Genomic DNA, 17,647 nt, shown 5'->3' on the forward strand with positions numbered 1-17,647 from the left:
CGACACATGGTTTCAGGGCAGGCGAGGAATGCGGCTGATCGCCGAAAATCTGGGCGGCGAGCGAGGCGGCGACGCGGTGTTTTCCGGCATCGGCTTTGCCTTGGAGCAGTGTCAGGCGCTTATCGTCACCGGGCCGAACGGATCGGGCAAGTCGACCTTGCTGCGGATCATCGCCGGGCTGCTGCCGGCGGCGGAAGGCAGCGTGAGGATTGAGGGCGTCATGAAGGTTGAAGACGGGGGCGAAGCGTTTCCGTCTGTCGCCTCGGCCTGTCACTATCTCGGCCACCAGAACGCAATGAAGCCGGCGCTCAGCGTGGCGGAGAATTTGCGCTTTTGGCGAGACTTCAATGGCGACGGACAGCTCGGCGTCGAAGAGGCGCTGGAAACGGTCGGGCTCGGCGGCATCGGCCACCTGCCGTTCGGCTATCTATCGACCGGGCAGCGGCGCCGCGCGGCGATCGCCAGGCTTTTGGTCAGCCACCGGCCATTGTGGCTGCTGGACGAGCCGACGGCGGGGCTGGACAAGGCGGCGGAGGCGCGGTTTGCGGGGTTGATGGCGAGGCATTGCGCGGATGGCGGGATGATTGTCGCGGCGACGCATCTGCCGCTCGGGATCGAGGGGATGGAGTTGAGGATGGGGGAAGCCGGTTGATGGTGTCTGGGCGAAAGCATCTCAAACCATGCTAGCGCTCTTCCTGCGCGACATCCGCCTCAACATCCGTGCCGGCGGCGGAGCGCTGACCGGGGTCATCTTCTTCCTCGCCGTCATCGTCACCATCCCGTTCGGGGTCGGGCCGGACCTGAAGCTGCTGGCCCGCATCGGACCGGCCATCCTGTGGATCGGTGCGCTGTTGTCCTGCCTGCTCGGGCTCGACCGGTTGTTCCAGGCCGATCGCGAGGACGGTTCGCTCGATCTCCTGGTGCTCGGCAACGATCGCCAGATGCTGGCTCTGACAGTGCTGGTGAAATGCCTGGCGCATTGGGCGGGCAGCGTGCTGCCGCTGGTCATTGCGGCTCCCTTGCTCGGCCTGTTCATGAACATGGAGCCGCTCGGCATCGGCGCCACGGCGCTGACGCTGCTGGTCGGCACGCCGGCCATCACGTTCATCGGCGCCGCCGGTGCGGCGGTGGCGGTGGCGCTGCCGCGTGGCGGGCTGCTGATCTCGGTGCTGGTGCTGCCACTGACCATCCCGGTGCTGATCTTCGGCGTTTCGGCAAGCTATGGGGCGACCGCCAATCCCGACCCGTTTCTGCAGCCCTTCCTCATTCTTGCCGCGCTGACCCTGTTTCTTGGCGTGCTGGGTCCGGTCTCGGCGGCGCTGGCGCTGCGCCATGGCACGGATTGACGCGGCGTATGACTGCGGATTGCGAAGCCGACGGAGCGAGGCTAAGGAAAAGCATGTCTAGACTGGGCGACATGATCGGCTTGGAAGGCCCCACCTCAGCGGGGCCTGCCGCATGAGTGCGCATGCACTCTACGTGACCGCCGCCTATGGCATCACTGCCGTGGTGCTCGCCGGATTGATCGGCTGGATCCTGCTCGACCAGCGGGCGCGCAAGCGTGAGCTTGCCGAACTGGAGGCGTCCGGCGTGAGGCGTCGCTCCGACAAGGTCGCCAAGCCATGAGCACCGAAACGGAAACGCCGCCGCCCAGTCGTCGCCTGTTCGTGCTTCTGCCGCTGCTGATCTTCCTCGGCCTGGCCGGACTGTTCCTGTCGCAGCTGCTGTCGGGGCGCGATGCTTCGGAAGTGCCGTCGGCCCTGATCGGCCTGCCTGCGCCGCAAACCAGCCTGCCGGCGCTGGAGGGCTCAAACCTGCCGGGGCTCGATTCGAAAACCTTCGCCGGCAAGGTCACATTGGTCAACGTCTTCGCGTCGTGGTGCGCGCCATGCCGCGAAGAGCACCCGGTGCTTCTGGCGTTGTCGCAGGATAAGCGTTTCACCATGGCAGCGCTGAACTACAAGGACCGGCCCGAAAACGCACGCCGGTTCCTCGGCGATCTCGGCAATCCGTTCCAGGCGATAGGGGTCGACGAAGCGGGCCGCGCGGCGATCGACTGGGGCGTCTACGGCGTGCCGGAAACCTTCGTCATCGGCAAGGACGGCAAGATCGCCTACAAACATGTCGGCCCGCTGACGCCCGAGACGGTGCAGGCGTTGCTGTTGCCGCAGATCGACAAGGCACTGGCGGCGCGTTGATATTCAGGTGATGCCGGCCTGCAAACAGCGGCTTCCTGCGCGTCCGGTGCTCGCGTACCAAAAGTACGCTCCGCTCCGGTTCTCGGAAACCACCGTTTTCGACTCGGCCTGACCTGAATCTCAACGCACCTTGGCGGCGCGTCTTATCGGGCTTGAGATCAGCCGTAGATCTGCTTGTGGATCTGGTAGAGCATTTCCGAGCGGTCGGCGCGCATGTCGGCCAGATCGCGGCTGGAAAAGCTGTCGATTTCGGCGACAAGGCGGTTGTAGTGCTTGCGCTTGGCAATGCTGTTGCGAGCGCGGGTCATGAGACTGTCGAGGATCATAGCAAGGTTCCTTTTTGGCGCCGCATTTCGGCGGCGGTTTCTTCCTCCCTTGATCGATACGAAGCATGACATAGTAATGGTGCATTGCAAAAAGAAGATGTTGCAATGCACCATTGCGCTGGACGCATAGCCGGTTAATGCGGCGCTAACGTCATGCGCAGAGCCGGCAAGCGATCTTTTGTGGGACACTGTGCGTACCCACATTGCCTTCTGTCCCTCCGGCTGGCTTGATCCCTCTCATTGATGCCGGGAGGAAAGCATGGCGGCCGCAGACTATTATGAAATTCTCGATCCGCGCTTCGCGCGCCTGTTCAACGGCAACGCGCAGGTCGAGAAGCTATTCACCGGATGCCAGTGGGCGGAGGGGCCGGCCTGGTTCGCCGCCGGCCGCTATGTCGTCTGGTCCGACATCCCCAACAATCGCATGCTGCGTTATGACGAGACCGACGGCAATGTCAGCGTCTTCCGGCAGCCGTCCGGCAACTCGAACGGCAACACCGTCGACCGGCAGGGCCGGCTGATCACCTGCGAGCATTCGGGCCGCCGCGTCAGCCGCACCGAGTTCGACGGCTCGGTCACCACGATCGCGGCCAAATGGAAAGGCAAGCGGCTGAATTCGCCCAACGACGCGGTGGTGAAATCCGACGGTTCCATCTGGTTCACCGATCCAAGCTACGGCATCGATACGGATTATGAGGGCGACAGGGCTGAGAGCGAAATCGGCGCCTGCCACGTCTACCGGGTCGATCCCGGCACCGGCGAGGTCGAAGCCGTCATCACCGACATGGTCAGGCCTAACGGCCTCGCCTTCTCGCTGGACGAGAGCAAGCTTTATGTCGTCGATACCGGCCGCACGCATGGCGCGCAGAATCCGGCGCATATGCGGGTGTTCAATGTCGGCAAGGGCGGCAAGAAAGTCTCCGGCGAAAAAGTCTTCGCCGACTGCACCGCCGGCCTGTTCGACGGCTTCAGGCTCGACGAGGACGGCCGCATCTGGACCAGTGCCGCCGATGGCATCCATTGCTACGATCCGGACGGCACGCTGATCGGCAAGGTCAAGGTGCCGGAAGTCACCGCCAATTGCGTGTTCGGCGGCAACAAGCTGAATTGCCTCTACATCGCCGGCACCACGTCGCTCTACATGGTGCGGCTGATGGTCAACGGCGCCAAGACATACTGAGAGTTGAACACTGGCGACCGTTCGACGGTTTCATCGAAGCGGGTCGTGAGCACGAACATCCCCGGGAGGACAAGAAATGCCATTCGTCAACATCCGCATCGTCAAGGAAGTGATCGCCGCCGATCCGGCGGGCAAAAAGGCGGATATCGCCAAGAAGGTCACCGCGGCCATCATGGACGCCACCGGGCTGAGCAACGACGATGTCTGGGTGGTTTTTGAAGAGGTCAACGCCCGCGATTGGTACGTGGGGAAGACCGATGTGGAGACGCTGCGAAAGGGGTAGTGCGCGATCTTTCCTTCTCCCCCTTGTTGTGGGAGGTGGATCGGCGCGCAGCGCCGAGACGGTTGAGGGGTGGGTGACGGATTGCCGTCGGTGCCAAGCTGGAACATCCCTCATCCGACCTCGCTTCGCGAGGCCACCACCCTGGGGCGAGCAACGGGTCTCGCCCCGTCCTTCAGACCCACAAGGGGAGAAGGAAGAGAGGCCGCCGCTCAACGCGAGCGGATAAACTCCGCGAAGGCATTCAGTGCATCATGCATCGCCTGCCGGTTCGCCGGCGCCGCCAGGATGCCCGCCACCTCCGGCGGCTTCCTGCCGAGCAGGGCGATCTCCAGCACATCGTCGTAAAGCGCGAACGACATGGTGCGCATGATCTCGGCCAATGCGGCGCGGGCGAACAGCGAGCGCGGCGAGGCGTGTACCAGCATGGCGGGCTTGGCGACGGCGGCATCGCGCGAGACCAGCCAGTCGAGCGCGTTCTTCAGCCCGCCCGGCACGCCATGGGCATATTCCGGACAGGAGACGATCAGGCCGTCGGCTCGACTGACGGCATGGATCAGCTTGGAGGCTTCGAGCGGCGTCCGCTCGCCTTCATCGTCGGGATTGAAGATCGGCAAACGGCCAAGCCCGTCATGGACGGTGACGCGGCAGCCGGACGGCGCTTCGCGCGCCAGTGCGGCGATCAGCGCCGAATTTGTGGAGGCCGCGCGCAGGCTGCCGGAAATGGCAAGGATGTTCAGCAAGGTATGGAATCGGTCCAGACGCGAATCGCGTCCGCAAAAACTACCACATCGTCTTCTTGTATTCCTCGTCGAGCCAGCGGTCGGTCGCCTCGGCGGAATCGGCAACCGCCAGCTGATCGCGCATGATCTGGCCGAGCGTCGGCAGCGTCGCGCGGTCGTACCAGGTTTCCGGCTTCCACAAATCCGAGCGCATGAAGGCTTTTGCGCAGTGCATGTAGGCCGCCTTGACGCTGACCACGACAACGCTTTGCGGCTCCCTGCCGTCGACGGCGAGCCGTTCGCGCAAATTTGCGTCGACGGTGATGCGGGCATCGCCGTTGACGCGCAGCGTCTCGTTCATGCCGGGGATGAGGAAGAGCAGCCCGACCGGGGGATTGACGAGGATGTTTTCCAGCGTGTCGAGCCGGTTGTTGCCGGGCCGGTCGGGAATGGCGATGGTGGTGTCGTCCAGAACGGTGGCAAAGCCCGGTTTGTCGCCCTTCGGCGTCACGTCGGCATTGCCGGCACCGTCGGACGAGCCAATCAGCACGAATGGGCTCTTGCCGATGAAGGAGCGGCAATGGCCGTCAAGTTTTTTCAGCTCCTTTCGGATAGAACCGTCGGTCGGTCGTGGCGTCTTGTAGATCGTCCTCAACTGGTCGCGCGTGGTGACGAATTCCATGGCCCTTTCCCCTTATTTGCAGGCTCTATTTCCCGGCCTTCTCTTCTTTGCCGGTCTTGTCGTCCAGCGAATGGCGCAGGATCAGCGGCATCTGGCTGAAGGTGAACAGAAGCGTGATCGGCATGATGCCCCAGACCTTGAAAGTAACCCAGGCGTCGGTGGAAAAATTGCGCCACACCACCTCATTGACGATGGCCAGGAACAGGAAGAACAGGCCCCAGCGGAAGGTCAGCTTGCGCCAGCCTTCAGCGTCGAGGCTGAAGGCTGAATCGAAGACATAGCCAAGCAGCGACTTGCCGAAATACAGGCCGCCGAGCAGCACCCCGCCGAACAGCGTGTTGACGATGGTCGGCTTCATCTTGATGAAGATGTCGTCCTGCAGATAGAGCGTCAGCGCGCCGAAAATGAAGACGACGACGCCCGACACCATCGGCATGATCGGCAAGGTGCGGGTGAGCAGCCACGAGGCGATCAGCGCGATTGCCGTGGCGGCCATGAACAGGCCGGTGGCGACGAAGATCGGCCCGCCGAACTCGGCCAGAACAGGGAATTTCTGCACCAGCCATCCGCTGCGCGCATTGGCGAAGAAGAACACCATCAACGGACCCAGCTCCAGCACCAGCTTGAGCAGCGGATTGACGCCTTCCTTCTTCTGCTTCTGCGGGTCCGACGGATCGCGTTCGAGAATGGGTGGGTTCATGGAATCTCTTTCTTGCGCATGATCTGATCCAAAAAGTCTGCACCTTTTTGGGACATGCTTGTTAAGCTACTCCAGCGATCGCCCTGGCGAATTCGCTTGCTGAGAAAGGTTCGAGGTCGTCGACCTGTTCGCCGACGCCGATGAAATAGACCGGCAATTTGTGCTTTGCCGCGATCGCCACCAGAATACCGCCGCGCGCCGTGCCGTCCAGCTTGGTCATCACCAGGCCGTTGACGCCGGCGACATTGCGGAAGATCTCGACCTGGTTGAGCGCGTTCTGGCCGGTGGTGGCGTCGACCGTCTGCAGCACGGTGTGCGGCGCTTCCGGATCGAGCTTGCCGAGCACGCGGACGATCTTTTCGAGCTCGGCCATCAGTTCGGTCTTGTTCTGCAGACGGCCGGCGGTGTCGATGATCAGCACGTCGGAGCCGGCCTCTTTCGCCCGCTCGAATGCATCATAGGCAAGGCCGGCGGCATCGGCGCCGAGCTTGGAGGCGATGACCGGCGATTTCGTCCGCTCGCCCCAGATCTTCAGCTGCTCGATGGCTGCCGCGCGGAACGTGTCGCCGGCGGCGAGCATGACCGACAGGCCGCCATCGGTCAGCTTGGCGGCGAGCTTGCCGATGGTGGTGGTCTTGCCGGTGCCGTTGACGCCAACCACCAGGATGACATGCGGCTTGTGCGAGAGGTCGAGCTCCAGCGGCATGGCGACATGGGTCAGCACTTTTTCCACCTCGGCCGCCATGATGGCGCGGACCTCGGTGTCGGAAACGTCCTTGCCGTAGCGGCTGGCGGCCAGCGCGTCGGTAACGCGCAAGGCGGTCTCCATGCCGAGATCGGCGCGGATCAGCACATCCTCCAGGTCCTGCAAAGTCTCTTCGTCCAGCTTGCGCTTGGTGAAGACGCCGGCAATGTTGCCGGTCAGTTCCTTGGACGAGCGGGCAAGCCCGTCCTTCATGCGCTGGAACCAAGAGCGCCTCGGTGCCGGCTCCGGCGCTTTTTGCGGCTCGGCCTTCTGCTCGACCTTCTTGGTGACGGTCACCTTGCCGGGGGCGGCTTTCGGCTCCGGCGCGGGTGGTGGAAGAGGCTGCGGCTCGGGCGCAATTTCCGCAATGACCGGCTGCGATTCGATCGGCGCAGGCTGGCGAATGGGAGGTGCGATTTCGGCGGCGGGTGCTTCGGGCGTCGGCGCTGAAACTTCTTCCTTCTCCCCGTCGCTATACGGGGAGAAGGTGCCGGCAGGCGGATGAGGAGCGGCGCCGGCCTCTGAAGACGGCTGAAGAGGGGACGGCGCCGGTGTGGGCACCTCGATCGGCGCTGGTGTTTCTGCCGGAACCTCGGCCGGCGTCGGCACTTCGACTGGTGCCGGCTCCGGCCGCTTTTCCGGGCGTGACGGGACGATCTCCGGTTCGGCCGGCGCCGGCGCTGGGACTTCTTGCGGCTGCCGTTCGGGCGTGGGTTCGGGAGTCGCAGGGGTGAGCGGAACTTCCTCGGGCGCCGGCGGCTCTGGAGTCTCTGGCGCGGGCGCCGGTTCTTCTTTCGGCGCGGGCTCCGGCAGAGGTTCCGGCTCGGAGGGAACAGTCGGCTCCGGTGCTGGCGGGATGGTCGGCTCCGGCGCGGGCACCGGTTCCTCGACAGGCGCCGGTTCCGGCGCAGGAATTACCTCCGGCTCGACCGTCGGCGTCGTTTCTGCCTCGGGCCGCGGCTCATCGCGCTTCAAGAACTCCGGGACGACCTGTTCGGCCGCCGGCTTCAGCGCATCGAGTGCTTCCCATTTGATCGGCGGTAGCGGGGCGGTCTCGTCGATCCGTTCCTCGACCACCTCTTTCTTGCCGAACGAAAATATCTTCTTGAAAAAACCAGCCATGCTTTGCGTTTCTCAGGCGGCGCGGGCGGCAAGCGGCGCCGCGATCAGCCTGGTACCATCGTGGCCCGATATATCGGCCTCGACGATCTCACCCGGTGCGCCCGTGCCGAGTGCGGCAAGCGTAAAACCCTCGGTGCGGCCAAGGCCGTCTCGCTCGATCAGGATCGACTGACGCGTACCGGTGAGCAACGACAGATGCCTGACATAGGCAACTTCACCGGCGGCGCGCAGCCGGGCGGCGCGCTGCTTGACCACCTCGCGGCGGAGCTGCGGCATGCGCGCGGCAGGCGTGCCTTCGCGTGGGCTGAAGGGGAAGACGTGGAGATGGGTCAGGCCACACTCCTCGACAATTTTCTCCGAGTTCTCGAACATTTCGTCGGTCTCGGTCGGGAAGCCGGCGATGATGTCGGCGCCAAAGACGATACCGGGGCGCAGTTTGCGCACATCCTCGCAGAAGCGGATCGACTGATCGCGCAGATGCCTTCGCTTCATGCGCTTCAGGATCATGTCGTCGCCCGACTGCAGCGACAGATGCAGATGCGGCATCAACCGGGGCTCGGTGGCGATGGCGTCGAGCAAATCGTCGTCGGCCTCGATCGAATCGATCGACGACAGCCGCAGGCGCTTAACATCGGGCACCTGTTTCAGGATGGTCTTCACCAGTTTGCCGAGCTTCGGCGCGCCCGGCAGGTCGGCGCCGAATGAAGTCATGTCGACGCCGGTCAGAACGATCTCGGCATAGCCGTTGCCGGCGAGCCGCTTGACCTGCTCGACCACGGCGCCCATCGGCACCGAGCGCGAATTGCCGCGGCCGTAGGGAATGATGCAGAAGGTGCAGCGGTGGTCGCAGCCGTTCTGCACCTGGACGAAGGCGCGTGCGCGGCCCTCGATGGCGTCGACCATGTGGCCTGCGGTCTCGCGCACGGAAAAGATATCGTTGACGCGCGCCTTCTCGGTGTCGTTGACGCCGAAATCCGGCAGCGCGCGGTAGGAATTCGCGTTCAGCTTCTCTTCATTGCCAAGCACGAGATCGACCTCGTCCATGGCGGCGAATTTTTCAGGCTCGGTCTGCGCGGCGCAGCCGGTGACGATGATGCGGGCTCGCGGGTTGTCGCGGCGCGCCTTGCGGATCGCCTGCTTGGCCTGGCGCACTGCTTCGCCTGTCACGGCGCAGGTGTTGAAGATCACGGCGCCACCTTCCAACGCGCCGAGGCCCGCACTTTCAGCCTCGCGCCGCATCACCTGCGATTCATAGGTGTTGAGCCGGCAGCCGAAGGTGACGACATCGATCCCCGGGGACGCCGGGCTCTTGGGCAGAGCGGACATCAGGCCGCGCTTTCAGTGTCGCGGGCCCATGTCCCGATCGACGGGTCGAAGTTGCCGGAAAATTCCCATTCGGCGGCGCCGGTCAGGACCACGTGGTCATCGTCGCGCCATTCGACATGCAGCGTGCCGCCGCCTGGCGTCAACAGACTGACGCTGCGGCCGGTCCGGTTGGTGCGGGCCGCGGCCACCACGGCCGCGCAGGAGGCCGAACCGCAGGCCTTGGTCAGGCCGGCGCCGCGTTCCCAGGTGCGGATGATCATGGTTTCGGGCGAAGTAACCTGAGCGATGGTTATGTTGGCGCGCTCGGGGAACATCGGGTGGTTCTCGAGCAGCGGACCGAAGCGGTCGAGCTCGTAGGACCAGACGTCGTTGTCGACCCAGAAGATCGCGTGCGGGTTGCCCATCGAAACGACCGAGGGTGAATGCAGCACGGGAGCGTCGATCGGGCCGATCTGCAGCTCGATCATGCGGGTGTCGCGGAATTCCTCGGCCAGCGGGATATCCTGCCAGCCGAAGCGCGGCGTGCCCATGTCGACCGAGATCGAACCGTCGGCGTGTTCGCGCGCATTGAGGATGCCCGCCACGGTCTCGAAGGTGAAGATCTTCTGGCCGGTCTCGGCGGCGAGCGCCTGGACGACGCAGCGCATGCCATTGCCGCAGGCCTGCGCACCGGTTCCATCGGAATTCAGGATGTCGATGAAAAAGGCGGTGCCAGACGTCCTGGCGTCATGGATCGCCATGATCTGGTCGAAGCTGGTCGCGGCATCGGCGTTCAGCGCAACCGCCGCCGCCGCCGTCACCCGATCGGCACGGCCACGCATATCGGCAACGATGATCTCGTTGCCGATGCCGTTCATCTTGGCGAAAGGGGCAGTGCTGGCCATTGCTCCGAAAAATTCCGTGTCCGTTTGGCGCTATATGGCGGAAACGGGCAGGAATTACCAGTGCGCAGCCGCTTGGTCTCGGCGAAAGCGCCGGACTTACGTGACGGCGAAAATGCCCAGCACCACCAGCAGGAAGATGATCAGAACGATGCCGATAAGGATACGCGCACCGGTGGCCGCGGCACCTGCCAGTGCCGGCATGCCGAGCAAGCTCGCCGCCGCGGCGACGATCAGGAGAATGATAATCCATTTGAGCATGACAATGCCTCGCAAACCGGCAAATATTTCAACCACATGAAAACGCGGTTGCAGCGCTGGGGTTCCGTCGAACCGATGCGGATCAGGGCGCTATGTGCTCCGGCACATCCCAGACCTCGCCCGGCCGCAAGGCGCGAAAGCGCTCGCGTGGGATGCCTCGATCGTCAAGCGCCTCGGTCAATTTGCGCGCCGGCTCGTCGATCGGCTCGTCGGTGAGCTGGAAGGTGCCCCAGTGACAGCCGGCGGCATGGGCGGCGTTGCACAGCGTCATGCCTTGCACCGCTTCCCAGGGGTTCTGGTGCTGCGGCGCCATGAACCAGCGCGGCTCATAAGCGCCGATCGGCAGGATGGCGAAGCGGAAACCGCCATGTTTCTCGGCCATCCGCCGGTAGTTGATGCCATCGTGGAAGCCGGTGTCGCCGGCGAAATAGAGCTTGCCGTCACGCGTTTCGACGACAAAGCCGGCCCAGAGCGCCATGCGCCGGTCGCGGGCGCCACGCGCCGACCAGTGATGCACCGGCTCGACATGAATGGCGGCGCCGTCGCCGATCTCGACCCTGTCGCCCCAGTCATGCGCCGACAGCCGCATGCCGGGCACGGCGGCTTCGATGATGGCGTCGTTGCCGAGCGGAGTGAGCACCAGCGGGTCGTGGCCGGCCTTCAGCCGCCTCAACGTGGCGAGGTCGAGATGGTCGTAGTGGTTGTGGCTGACCAGCACGAGGTCGATCGGCGGCAGGTCGGCAAAGGCGATGCCTGGCGCATTGATGCGTTTTGGTCCGGCGAAGGAAAGCGGCGAGGCGCGCAGCGACCACACCGGATCGGTAAGGATGTTCAGACCGGCCGTCTGGACCAGCAAGGTGGAATGGCCAACCATGGTCACTTTCAGCGCGGCGCCCTCGACCCGAGCCGTCGGTTTCGCCTGCGGAAAGGGGCTTGCATCGCTCGCCGGCCATTTCGAGCGCTGGCCATTCAACTGCCATTTCAGCAGGTCGGCGAAACGGCCGGGTGGCTGGCCGTCGGGATTGAAGAACAATGCGCCGTCGAAATGGTCGCTGGGCGGGCCGCTATAATAGCGATTGGCGGCTGTCTTTCTCGCGGCCAATTTTGCGGCTCCGGCAGGTGTTTCGTTTTCCAGACATAGGCGCTAAGGCGGCTCGCGCAAGCGTCCAACCGTCGAATGTCGGCGCTGCACTGCTTTGACCGGATCCCCAGGCGACGCGCGACAAGCGGTCAGCCGCCGCGATTGCGATAAATTTGCAACAATTCTTGCTGCAAACTGTATTTTAACCATATCGGGTTGAAATTTCGCCACCTTCTCCATCTTGGTGGGGGTGAGATTGTGCGGACGGCTTCCCCCCAGCCGGATCCGACGGAGGTTGGAATGACTTTTTCGAAAACCGGTCTGGTGGCCGTATCGCTGGCGGCGCTCGTTGCGAGCGGCTGTTCGACCTCGCGTTTCTCCTCGATGGATGACCAGCAGCCGGCACCGCTGGAGGCCGCGCCCGCCGGCAAGGTGACGGCGAACCAACTGCCGCCGCCGGCATCGCCCGGCACCACCGACCCGTCTCAATTCCCGACCGCTCCTGCGAACACGCAGGTCGCCGCGCTGCCTTCGGATGGTTCGGCGCCGGCCGGCGCTTCGGACGTGACTGCCGCCAGCGTCGCCGGTGTCTGGAACGCCAGCGTTGCGGGCCAGAGCTGCAAGGTGGCGACACCGCAGACCAAATTCGGCGCCGGCTTCCGCGCTGGGCCGCTGCATTGCCCGGCGCCGATGGACGGCGTCAAGTCGTGGAACGTCGCCGGCAAGCAGCTGACGCTCTATGACGAGAGTGGCGGTGCGCTGGCGCGGCTCTATTCCTCGGGCGGCTCGAAATTCGACGGCCAGACTTCCAACGGCCAGCCGATTTCGCTTACAAGGTAGGCTAATGCATGTCGCCCAAAAGTGGCCGCGGTTTTGGGAAAACAAAGATCTAAAGCGGGTCGTCTGAATCCGTTCAGACACGACCGCTTTAGTCCTCCGAATGCGTGTCGCGCAGAAGTGACCCCGATTTCGGGACAGCGACATGCATAAACAAATGACGTGACCGATGCATCTGCGTGACGGCCTCCAGACCCATGCGACCGTCAGGCAGCGCTACGAGCATCTGGTGGAAACCGGTACGATCGACCGCGATCCGGCGCAGGAACGGATCGTTGCGGCGCTCGACCGGCTGACCGATGAGATCTCGGCCAAGCGGCTGGCGCATAAGTCGAGCGCGCTGGGCTGGCTGTTCGCCCGCAAGCGCGAGACGCATGAGGCCGTCAAAGGCCTTTACATCCATGGCGGCGTCGGTCGCGGCAAGACCATGCTGATGGATATGTTCTTCGAGTTGCTGCCGGTGCGGCGCAAGCGCCGCGTCCACTTCAACGACTTCATGGCGGACGTGCAGGACCGTATCCAGAAGCACCGGCAGGCGCGCAAGAACGGCGATGTCAAGCAGGACGACCCGATCCCGCCGGTGGCCAAGGCCCTTGCCGAGCAAGCCTGGGTGCTGTGCTTCGACGAGTTCTCGGTCACCGACATCGCCGACGCGATGATCCTGTCCAGGTTGTTTTCGGCGCTGTTTGCCAGCGGTGTGGTGCTGGTCGCCACCTCGAATGTGGCGCCGGAAAACCTCTACAGCGACGGGCTGAACCGTCAGCTTTTCCTGCCCTTCATCGGCATACTGGAGCGGCACACACAGGTGCTGGCGCTCGATGCCGACAAGGACTACCGGCTGGAAAAGCTCGCCCGGACACCGGTCTATGTCACGCCGGCCGATGCGGCGGCGGACCAGCTACTCGACGAGGCCTGGCAAGCCATGACGCGCAACGCGCCGACCGCCGAGACATCGATTGCCCTCAAAGGGCGGCAGGTGATCGTGCCGCGTGCGGCAGGCGATGCGGCGCGGTTCTCCTTCGCCGATCTCTGCGAAAAGCCGCTTGGCGCGCGCGATTTCCTGGCGATCGCCGGGCGCTTCTCAACCATTTTCATCGACCACGTCCCGGTGCTCGGCGAAGGCAAGCGCAACGAGGCCAAACGCTTCATCCTTCTGATCGACACGCTCTACGACCATCATGTGCGGCTGGTGGTGAGCGCCGAAGCGCCGCCGCAAGCGCTTTATGCCGCCAAGCGCGGCGTGGAGGTCTTCGAGTTCGAGCGCACCGCATCGCGGCTGATCGAGATGCAAAGTCGCGACTGGCTGGAGGATTGGGCGGAGCGGCAGAAAGGGAAGCCGGCGCCAGAGGCACAGCAGGCGCAGGCCTGAATTTCCAGGGAATGCGTCGGTAGCGATCCTTTGCCCCCCTCTGTCATGCCAACGTCTACAACCCGAACCTCCTCGGCCACCCGCATCACAAGGGCGTCATTACCCGCATCCAGCCTTACGATTTCCATCTTCGTCGGTTATTTCCTCCCAAGTCGGCTTACAAACTCTGACGTTTACGTAAATCCCAAATGATCTAACCGATTGAAAACACTGACGCCAAAATAATCGTTTGAATTTTTTCCGTGCCGGGGCTATTGGGTGCGGCGAAAATTCGCGGTTCCCCGCAGCATTCCGGCCTCTTCTTCGACGCCACCATCAAGTCACCAGAGATTTGAGACGTCGTCACCGACAAAGGGAAAACATCCTCACATGGCACGCAACAAGATAGCGCTTATCGGCTCTGGCATGATCGGCGGCACGCTCGCTCACATGATCGGCCTCAAGGACCTCGGCGACGTGGTGCTGTTCGATATTGCCGAAGGTATCCCGCAGGGCAAGGGGCTCGATATCGCGCAGTCGTCGCCGGTCGATGGCTTCGACTCCAGGCTCACCGGCATCAACGACTATGCCGGCATCGAAGGCGCCGACGTCTGCATCGTCACCGCCGGCGTGCCGCGCAAGCCCGGCATGAGCCGCGACGACCTTTTGGGCATCAACCTCAAGGTCATGGAGCAGGTCGGCGCCGGGCTGAAGAAGTATGCGCCGAAGGCTTTCGTCATCTGCATTACAAACCCGCTCGACGCCATGGTCTGGGCGCTGCAGAAATTCTCAGGCCTGCCCAACAGCCACGTCGTCGGCATGGCCGGCGTGCTCGACAGCGCGCGCTTCCGCTATTTCCTGGCCGAGGAATTCAAGGTCTCGGTCGAGGACGTCACCGCCTTCGTGCTCGGCGGCCACGGCGATTCCATGGTGCCGATGATCCGCTACTCGACGGTATCGGGCATTCCGCTGCCCGACCTCATCAAGATGGGCTGGACCTCGAAGGAGAAGCTCGACCAGATCGTGCAGCGCACCCGCGACGGCGGCGCCGAGATCGTCGGCCTGCTCAAGACCGGCTCGGCCTATTACGCGCCGGCCGCTTCGGCGATCTCGATGGCCGAAGCCTATCTCAAGGACAAGAAGCGCGTGCTGCCCTGCGCGGCGTATCTCTCCGGCCAGTATGGCGTCAAGAATACCTATGTCGGCGTTCCCGTGGTCATCGGCGCCGGCGGCGTCGAGCGCATCATCGAGATCGAGCTCAACAAGAGCGAGCAGAAGATGTTCGACTCCTCCGTGGCGACGGTGCAGGGCCTGACCGAGGCCTGCGTCAAGATCGCGCCGCAACTCGCCTCCAAATGAATCTCCAGTAAGTGAACCCCCAGTCGATCCGGAGACCATACAGATGAACATCCATGAGTATCAGGGCAAGGCACTGCTGAAGTCGTTCGGCGCGCCGGTGGCCGAAGGCGTGCCGGTGTTCAAGGCGAGCGAAGCGGAAGCCGCCGCCAAGGCGCTGCCGGGCCCGCTCTATGTGGTGAAGAGCCAGATCCATGCCGGCGGCCGCGGCAAGGGCAAATTCACCGAGCTCGGCCCGGACGCCAAGGGCGGCGTGCGGCTGGCGAAATCGGTGGCCGATGTCGTCGCCAACGCCAACGAGATGCTGGGCAACACTCTGGTGACCAAGCAGACCGGCCCGGCCGGCAAGCAGGTCAACCGCCTCTATATCGAAGACGGCGCCGACATCGAACGCGAGCTCTATCTGTCGATCCTGGTCGACCGTTCGGTCGGCCGCATTGCGTTCGTCGTCTCGACCGAAGGCGGCATGGACATCGAAGCGGTTGCCCATGACACGCCCGAAAAGATCATCACCGTCGCCATCGATCCGGAAAAAGGCGTCACATCGGCCGACCTGAAGGCGCTCAACGGCGCGCTCAAGCTCGACGGCGATGCGGCCAAGGACGGCGATACGCTGTTCCCGATCCTCTACAAGGCCTTCGTCGACAAGGACATGAGCCTGCTCGAGGTCAATCCGCTGATCGTCATGAAGAACGGCCGGCTGCGCGTGCTCGACGCGAAAGTGTCGTTCGACAACAACGCGCTGTTCCGCCACCCCGACGTGCTTGAGCTGCGCGACACCACGGAAGAGGACGAGAAGGAAATCGAGGCGTCGAAATACGACCTCGCCTATGTGGCGCTCGACGGCAATATCGGTTGCATGGTCAACGGCGCCGGCCTCGCCATGGCAACGATGGACATCATCAAGCTCTATGGCGCCGAGCCCGCCAACTTCCTCGATGTCGGCGGTGGCGCTTCGAAGGAGAAGGTGACGGCAGCGTTCAAGATCATCACCAGGGATCCTGCGGTCAAAGGCATCCTGATCAACATCTTCGGCGGCATCATGAAGTGCGACATCATTGCCGAGGGCGTCATTGCCGCGGTCAAGGAAGTCGGCCTGGAAGTGCCGCTGGTGGTGCGCCTGGAAGGCACCAATGCCGAGCTCGGCAAGAAGATCATCAACGACAGCGGCCTCAACGTGGTGTCTGCCGACGATCTCGACGATGCAGCCAAGAAGATCGTGGCGGCGGTGAAGGGCTGATCTGGTGCCTCCGCATAAGATAAACCTGGTCGAGGCTGCGGATCAAAAGATCAAGAAGGTCTTCGATCCGCATATCGCCGGCGACGTCAACGACAGCCAGGCGAAGGTCGCCAAGTTCGGCGAGGTCTTCGATTGGCACGCGCATGACAATGAGGACGAAGCCTTCCTCGTGCTGCGTGGGCGTATTGCCATCGATTTCCGCGACGGCCCGGTCGAACTCGGCGAGGGCGATTTCATCGTCGTGCCGCGCGGCGTCGAGCACCGGCCGCGCTCGCTCACCGTTGAGCCCGTGGTGCTGATGTTCGAGCCGGCAACGACGCTCAACACCGGCAACGCCAAGAGCGACCTCACTGTCGCCGACTTGAAGCGGCTCTGACCATGTTTCCCTCGATCAACGGTTTTTAGAAAAGGGCTCCCATGTCCATCCTCGTCGACAAGAATACCAAGGTGCTGGTGCAGGGCCTGACCGGCAAGACCGGCACGTTCCACACCGAGCAGGCGCTGGCCTATCACGGCACGAAAATGGTCGGCGGCATCCATCCCAAGAAGGGTGGCGAGACGTGGACCGGCGCGAAGGGCGAGAGCCTGCCGATCTTCGCCACCGTCGCCGAGGGCAAGGAAAAGACCGGTGCCAACGCTTCGGTCGTCTATGTGCCGCCGGCGGGTGCCGCCGAGGCCATCCTCGAGGCGATCGAGGCCGAGATCCCGCTGATCATCTGCATCACCGAAGGCATACCGGTGATGGACATGATCAGGGTCAAGGCCAGGCTCGACCGTTCGACCTCGCGGCTGATCGGCCCGAACTGCCCGGGCGTGCTGACGCCCAACGAATGCAAGATCGGCATCATGCCCGGAAACATCTTCCGCAAGGGCTCGGTCGGCGTTGTTTCGCGGTCGGGAACGCTTACCTATGAGGCAGTGTTCCAGACCACCAATGTCGGCCTCGGCCAGACCACCGCCGTCGGCATTGGCGGCGACCCCGTCAAAGGCACCGAGTTCATCGACATGCTCGAGATGTTCCTCGCCGACGAGGAGACCAAGTCGATCATCATGATCGGCGAGATCGGCGGTTCGGCCGAGGAAGACGCCGCGCAGTTCCTCAAGGACGAAGCCAAGCGTGGCCGCAAGAAGCCGATGGCCGGCTTCATCGCCGGGCGCACGGCGCCGGCCGGCCGCACCATGGGCCACGCCGGCGCGGTCATCTCCGGCGGCAAGGGCGGCGCCGAAGACAAGATCGCGGCAATGGAATCGGCCGGAATAAAAGTTTCGCCGTCGCCGGCAAGGCTGGGCACGACCTTGGTCGAAGCGATCAAAGGGTAAGGGAATAGGGGAGTAAGGGAGTAGGGCAGTAGGGAAAATAGC

At 63.6% G+C, this 17,647-nt stretch carries 21 protein-coding genes; 12 read left to right on the forward strand and 9 right to left on the reverse strand.

Annotated elements, in window-relative coordinates:
- The first annotated feature begins 28 nt into the window (after nucleotides 1–28).
- The 4 genes from ccmA (at nucleotide 29) to MESCI_RS04850 (ending at nucleotide 2,198) form a co-directional block, all read left to right on the forward strand.
- Complete coding sequence (gene ccmA / locus MESCI_RS04835) at nucleotides 29–652, forward strand: heme ABC exporter ATP-binding protein CcmA (protein ID WP_013528829.1); 624 nt, start codon at nucleotides 29–31, stop codon at nucleotides 650–652.
- Nucleotides 653–680: 28 nt separating this feature from the next.
- Nucleotides 681–1,346, forward strand: coding sequence for a heme exporter protein CcmB (ccmB, locus tag MESCI_RS04840; RefSeq protein WP_013528830.1), 666 nt, complete (start codon nucleotides 681–683; stop codon nucleotides 1,344–1,346).
- Nucleotides 1,347–1,458: 112 nt separating this feature from the next.
- Nucleotides 1,459–1,626, forward strand: a complete 168-nt coding sequence (gene ccmD / locus MESCI_RS04845) for a heme exporter protein CcmD (protein WP_013528831.1) — start codon at nucleotides 1,459–1,461, stop codon at nucleotides 1,624–1,626.
- Nucleotides 1,623–2,198, forward strand: a complete 576-nt coding sequence (locus MESCI_RS04850) for a DsbE family thiol:disulfide interchange protein (RefSeq protein ID WP_013528832.1) — start codon at nucleotides 1,623–1,625, stop codon at nucleotides 2,196–2,198. Before ccmD ends, MESCI_RS04850 begins: the two co-directional genes overlap by 4 nt.
- A gap of 158 nt (nucleotides 2,199–2,356) precedes the next feature.
- Here the strand turns inward: MESCI_RS04850 and MESCI_RS32220 are convergent, their stop codons facing one another.
- Complete coding sequence (locus tag MESCI_RS32220) at nucleotides 2,357–2,524, reverse strand: hypothetical protein (protein WP_013528833.1); 168 nt, start codon at nucleotides 2,522–2,524, stop codon at nucleotides 2,357–2,359.
- A gap of 259 nt (nucleotides 2,525–2,783) precedes the next feature.
- On the opposite strand from MESCI_RS32220, the gene MESCI_RS04855 reads away from it, so the two are divergent.
- On the forward strand, nucleotides 2,784–3,704 hold the full coding sequence (locus MESCI_RS04855; RefSeq protein WP_013528834.1) for an SMP-30/gluconolactonase/LRE family protein: 921 nt from the start codon (nucleotides 2,784–2,786) through the stop codon (nucleotides 3,702–3,704).
- A gap of 76 nt (nucleotides 3,705–3,780) precedes the next feature.
- A complete protein-coding gene (locus MESCI_RS04860; RefSeq protein ID WP_013528835.1) occupies nucleotides 3,781–3,987 on the forward strand; it encodes a tautomerase family protein in 207 nt (68 codons plus the stop codon).
- A gap of 209 nt (nucleotides 3,988–4,196) precedes the next feature.
- On the opposite strand, the gene MESCI_RS04865 is transcribed toward MESCI_RS04860, so the two are convergent.
- The 8 genes from MESCI_RS04865 to MESCI_RS04900 all read right to left on the reverse strand — a co-directional run bounded on the left by MESCI_RS04865 (nucleotide 4,197) and on the right by MESCI_RS04900 (nucleotide 11,525).
- Nucleotides 4,197–4,727 carry an NADPH-dependent FMN reductase gene (locus tag MESCI_RS04865; protein WP_013528836.1) on the reverse strand — a complete coding sequence of 177 codons (531 nt, stop codon included), beginning with the start codon at nucleotides 4,725–4,727 and terminating at the stop codon, nucleotides 4,197–4,199.
- 40 nt (nucleotides 4,728–4,767) lie between these two features.
- Nucleotides 4,768–5,388 (reverse strand): pyridoxamine 5'-phosphate oxidase family protein, encoded by a 621-nt coding sequence (locus tag MESCI_RS04870; protein WP_013528837.1) that lies wholly within the window; start codon nucleotides 5,386–5,388, stop codon nucleotides 4,768–4,770.
- A 25-nt stretch (nucleotides 5,389–5,413) separates the two neighbouring features.
- Nucleotides 5,414–6,088, reverse strand: coding sequence for a septation protein A (locus tag MESCI_RS04875; RefSeq protein WP_013528838.1), 675 nt, complete (start codon nucleotides 6,086–6,088; stop codon nucleotides 5,414–5,416).
- A 61-nt stretch (nucleotides 6,089–6,149) separates the two neighbouring features.
- The gene (ftsY, locus tag MESCI_RS04880; protein ID WP_013528839.1) at nucleotides 6,150–7,955 is read right to left on the reverse strand and encodes a signal recognition particle-docking protein FtsY; all 1,806 of its coding nucleotides are present in this window, start codon (nucleotides 7,953–7,955) and stop codon (nucleotides 6,150–6,152) included.
- A 12-nt stretch (nucleotides 7,956–7,967) separates the two neighbouring features.
- The gene (gene mtaB, locus MESCI_RS04885; protein ID WP_013528840.1) at nucleotides 7,968–9,281 is read right to left on the reverse strand and encodes a tRNA (N(6)-L-threonylcarbamoyladenosine(37)-C(2))-methylthiotransferase MtaB; all 1,314 of its coding nucleotides are present in this window, start codon (nucleotides 9,279–9,281) and stop codon (nucleotides 7,968–7,970) included.
- Nucleotides 9,281–10,165, reverse strand: coding sequence for a diaminopimelate epimerase (gene dapF / locus MESCI_RS04890; protein ID WP_013528841.1), 885 nt, complete (start codon nucleotides 10,163–10,165; stop codon nucleotides 9,281–9,283). Before dapF ends, mtaB begins: the two co-directional genes overlap by 1 nt.
- Nucleotides 10,166–10,261: 96 nt before the next feature.
- On the reverse strand, nucleotides 10,262–10,423 hold the full coding sequence (locus MESCI_RS04895) for a DUF1328 family protein (RefSeq protein WP_013528842.1): 162 nt from the start codon (nucleotides 10,421–10,423) through the stop codon (nucleotides 10,262–10,264).
- 82 nt (nucleotides 10,424–10,505) lie between these two features.
- A complete protein-coding gene (locus tag MESCI_RS04900; RefSeq protein ID WP_013528843.1) occupies nucleotides 10,506–11,525 on the reverse strand; it encodes an MBL fold metallo-hydrolase in 1,020 nt (339 codons plus the stop codon).
- Between the two features lie 279 nt (nucleotides 11,526–11,804).
- On the opposite strand from MESCI_RS04900, the gene MESCI_RS04905 reads away from it, so the two are divergent.
- The 6 genes from MESCI_RS04905 (at nucleotide 11,805) to sucD (ending at nucleotide 17,605) form a co-directional block, all read left to right on the forward strand.
- The gene (locus MESCI_RS04905; protein ID WP_013528844.1) at nucleotides 11,805–12,344 is read left to right on the forward strand and encodes a protease inhibitor Inh/omp19 family protein; all 540 of its coding nucleotides are present in this window, start codon (nucleotides 11,805–11,807) and stop codon (nucleotides 12,342–12,344) included.
- Nucleotides 12,345–12,510: 166 nt separating this feature from the next.
- The gene (gene zapE / locus MESCI_RS04910) at nucleotides 12,511–13,710 is read left to right on the forward strand and encodes a cell division protein ZapE (protein WP_013528845.1); all 1,200 of its coding nucleotides are present in this window, start codon (nucleotides 12,511–12,513) and stop codon (nucleotides 13,708–13,710) included.
- 369 nt (nucleotides 13,711–14,079) lie between these two features.
- Complete coding sequence (mdh, locus tag MESCI_RS04915; protein ID WP_013528846.1) at nucleotides 14,080–15,048, forward strand: malate dehydrogenase; 969 nt, start codon at nucleotides 14,080–14,082, stop codon at nucleotides 15,046–15,048.
- 43 nt (nucleotides 15,049–15,091) lie between these two features.
- On the forward strand, nucleotides 15,092–16,285 hold the full coding sequence (gene sucC / locus MESCI_RS04920; protein WP_013528847.1) for an ADP-forming succinate--CoA ligase subunit beta: 1,194 nt from the start codon (nucleotides 15,092–15,094) through the stop codon (nucleotides 16,283–16,285).
- Nucleotides 16,286–16,289: 4 nt separating this feature from the next.
- A complete protein-coding gene (locus MESCI_RS04925) occupies nucleotides 16,290–16,661 on the forward strand; it encodes a cupin domain-containing protein (protein ID WP_013528848.1) in 372 nt (123 codons plus the stop codon).
- Between the two features lie 41 nt (nucleotides 16,662–16,702).
- Nucleotides 16,703–17,605 (forward strand): succinate--CoA ligase subunit alpha, encoded by a 903-nt coding sequence (gene sucD / locus MESCI_RS04930; RefSeq protein ID WP_013528849.1) that lies wholly within the window; start codon nucleotides 16,703–16,705, stop codon nucleotides 17,603–17,605.
- Nucleotides 17,606–17,647 lie beyond the last annotated feature (42 nt).

Origin of the sequence: Mesorhizobium ciceri biovar biserrulae WSM1271, assembly GCF_000185905.1 — a bacterium.
Classification (GTDB): Bacteria; Pseudomonadota; Alphaproteobacteria; order Rhizobiales; family Rhizobiaceae; genus Mesorhizobium; species Mesorhizobium ciceri.

Bases quoted from the DNA above. Each gene is read 5' to 3' on its own strand.
- ccmA (WP_013528829.1), top strand. From the start codon at position 29: ATGCGGCTGATCGCCGAAAATCTGGGCGGCGAGCGAGGCGGCGACGCG.
- ccmB (WP_013528830.1), top strand. From the start codon at position 681: ATGCTAGCGCTCTTCCTGCGCGACATCCGCCTCAACATCCGTGCCGGC.
- ccmD (WP_013528831.1), top strand. From the start codon at position 1,459: ATGAGTGCGCATGCACTCTACGTGACCGCCGCCTATGGCATCACTGCC.
- MESCI_RS04850 (WP_013528832.1), top strand. From the start codon at position 1,623: ATGAGCACCGAAACGGAAACGCCGCCGCCCAGTCGTCGCCTGTTCGTG.
- MESCI_RS32220 (WP_013528833.1), bottom strand. From the start codon at position 2,524: ATGATCCTCGACAGTCTCATGACCCGCGCTCGCAACAGCATTGCCAAG.
- MESCI_RS04855 (WP_013528834.1), top strand. From the start codon at position 2,784: ATGGCGGCCGCAGACTATTATGAAATTCTCGATCCGCGCTTCGCGCGC.
- MESCI_RS04860 (WP_013528835.1), top strand. From the start codon at position 3,781: ATGCCATTCGTCAACATCCGCATCGTCAAGGAAGTGATCGCCGCCGAT.
- MESCI_RS04870 (WP_013528837.1), bottom strand. From the start codon at position 5,388: ATGGAATTCGTCACCACGCGCGACCAGTTGAGGACGATCTACAAGACG.
- MESCI_RS04875 (WP_013528838.1), bottom strand. From the start codon at position 6,088: ATGAACCCACCCATTCTCGAACGCGATCCGTCGGACCCGCAGAAGCAG.
- ftsY (WP_013528839.1), bottom strand. From the start codon at position 7,955: ATGGCTGGTTTTTTCAAGAAGATATTTTCGTTCGGCAAGAAAGAGGTG.
- mtaB (WP_013528840.1), bottom strand. From the start codon at position 9,281: ATGTCCGCTCTGCCCAAGAGCCCGGCGTCCCCGGGGATCGATGTCGTC.
- dapF (WP_013528841.1), bottom strand. From the start codon at position 10,165: ATGGCCAGCACTGCCCCTTTCGCCAAGATGAACGGCATCGGCAACGAG.
- MESCI_RS04895 (WP_013528842.1), bottom strand. From the start codon at position 10,423: ATGCTCAAATGGATTATCATTCTCCTGATCGTCGCCGCGGCGGCGAGC.
- MESCI_RS04905 (WP_013528844.1), top strand. From the start codon at position 11,805: ATGACTTTTTCGAAAACCGGTCTGGTGGCCGTATCGCTGGCGGCGCTC.
- zapE (WP_013528845.1), top strand. From the start codon at position 12,511: ATGCATCTGCGTGACGGCCTCCAGACCCATGCGACCGTCAGGCAGCGC.
- mdh (WP_013528846.1), top strand. From the start codon at position 14,080: ATGGCACGCAACAAGATAGCGCTTATCGGCTCTGGCATGATCGGCGGC.
- sucC (WP_013528847.1), top strand. From the start codon at position 15,092: ATGAACATCCATGAGTATCAGGGCAAGGCACTGCTGAAGTCGTTCGGC.
- sucD (WP_013528849.1), top strand. From the start codon at position 16,703: ATGTCCATCCTCGTCGACAAGAATACCAAGGTGCTGGTGCAGGGCCTG.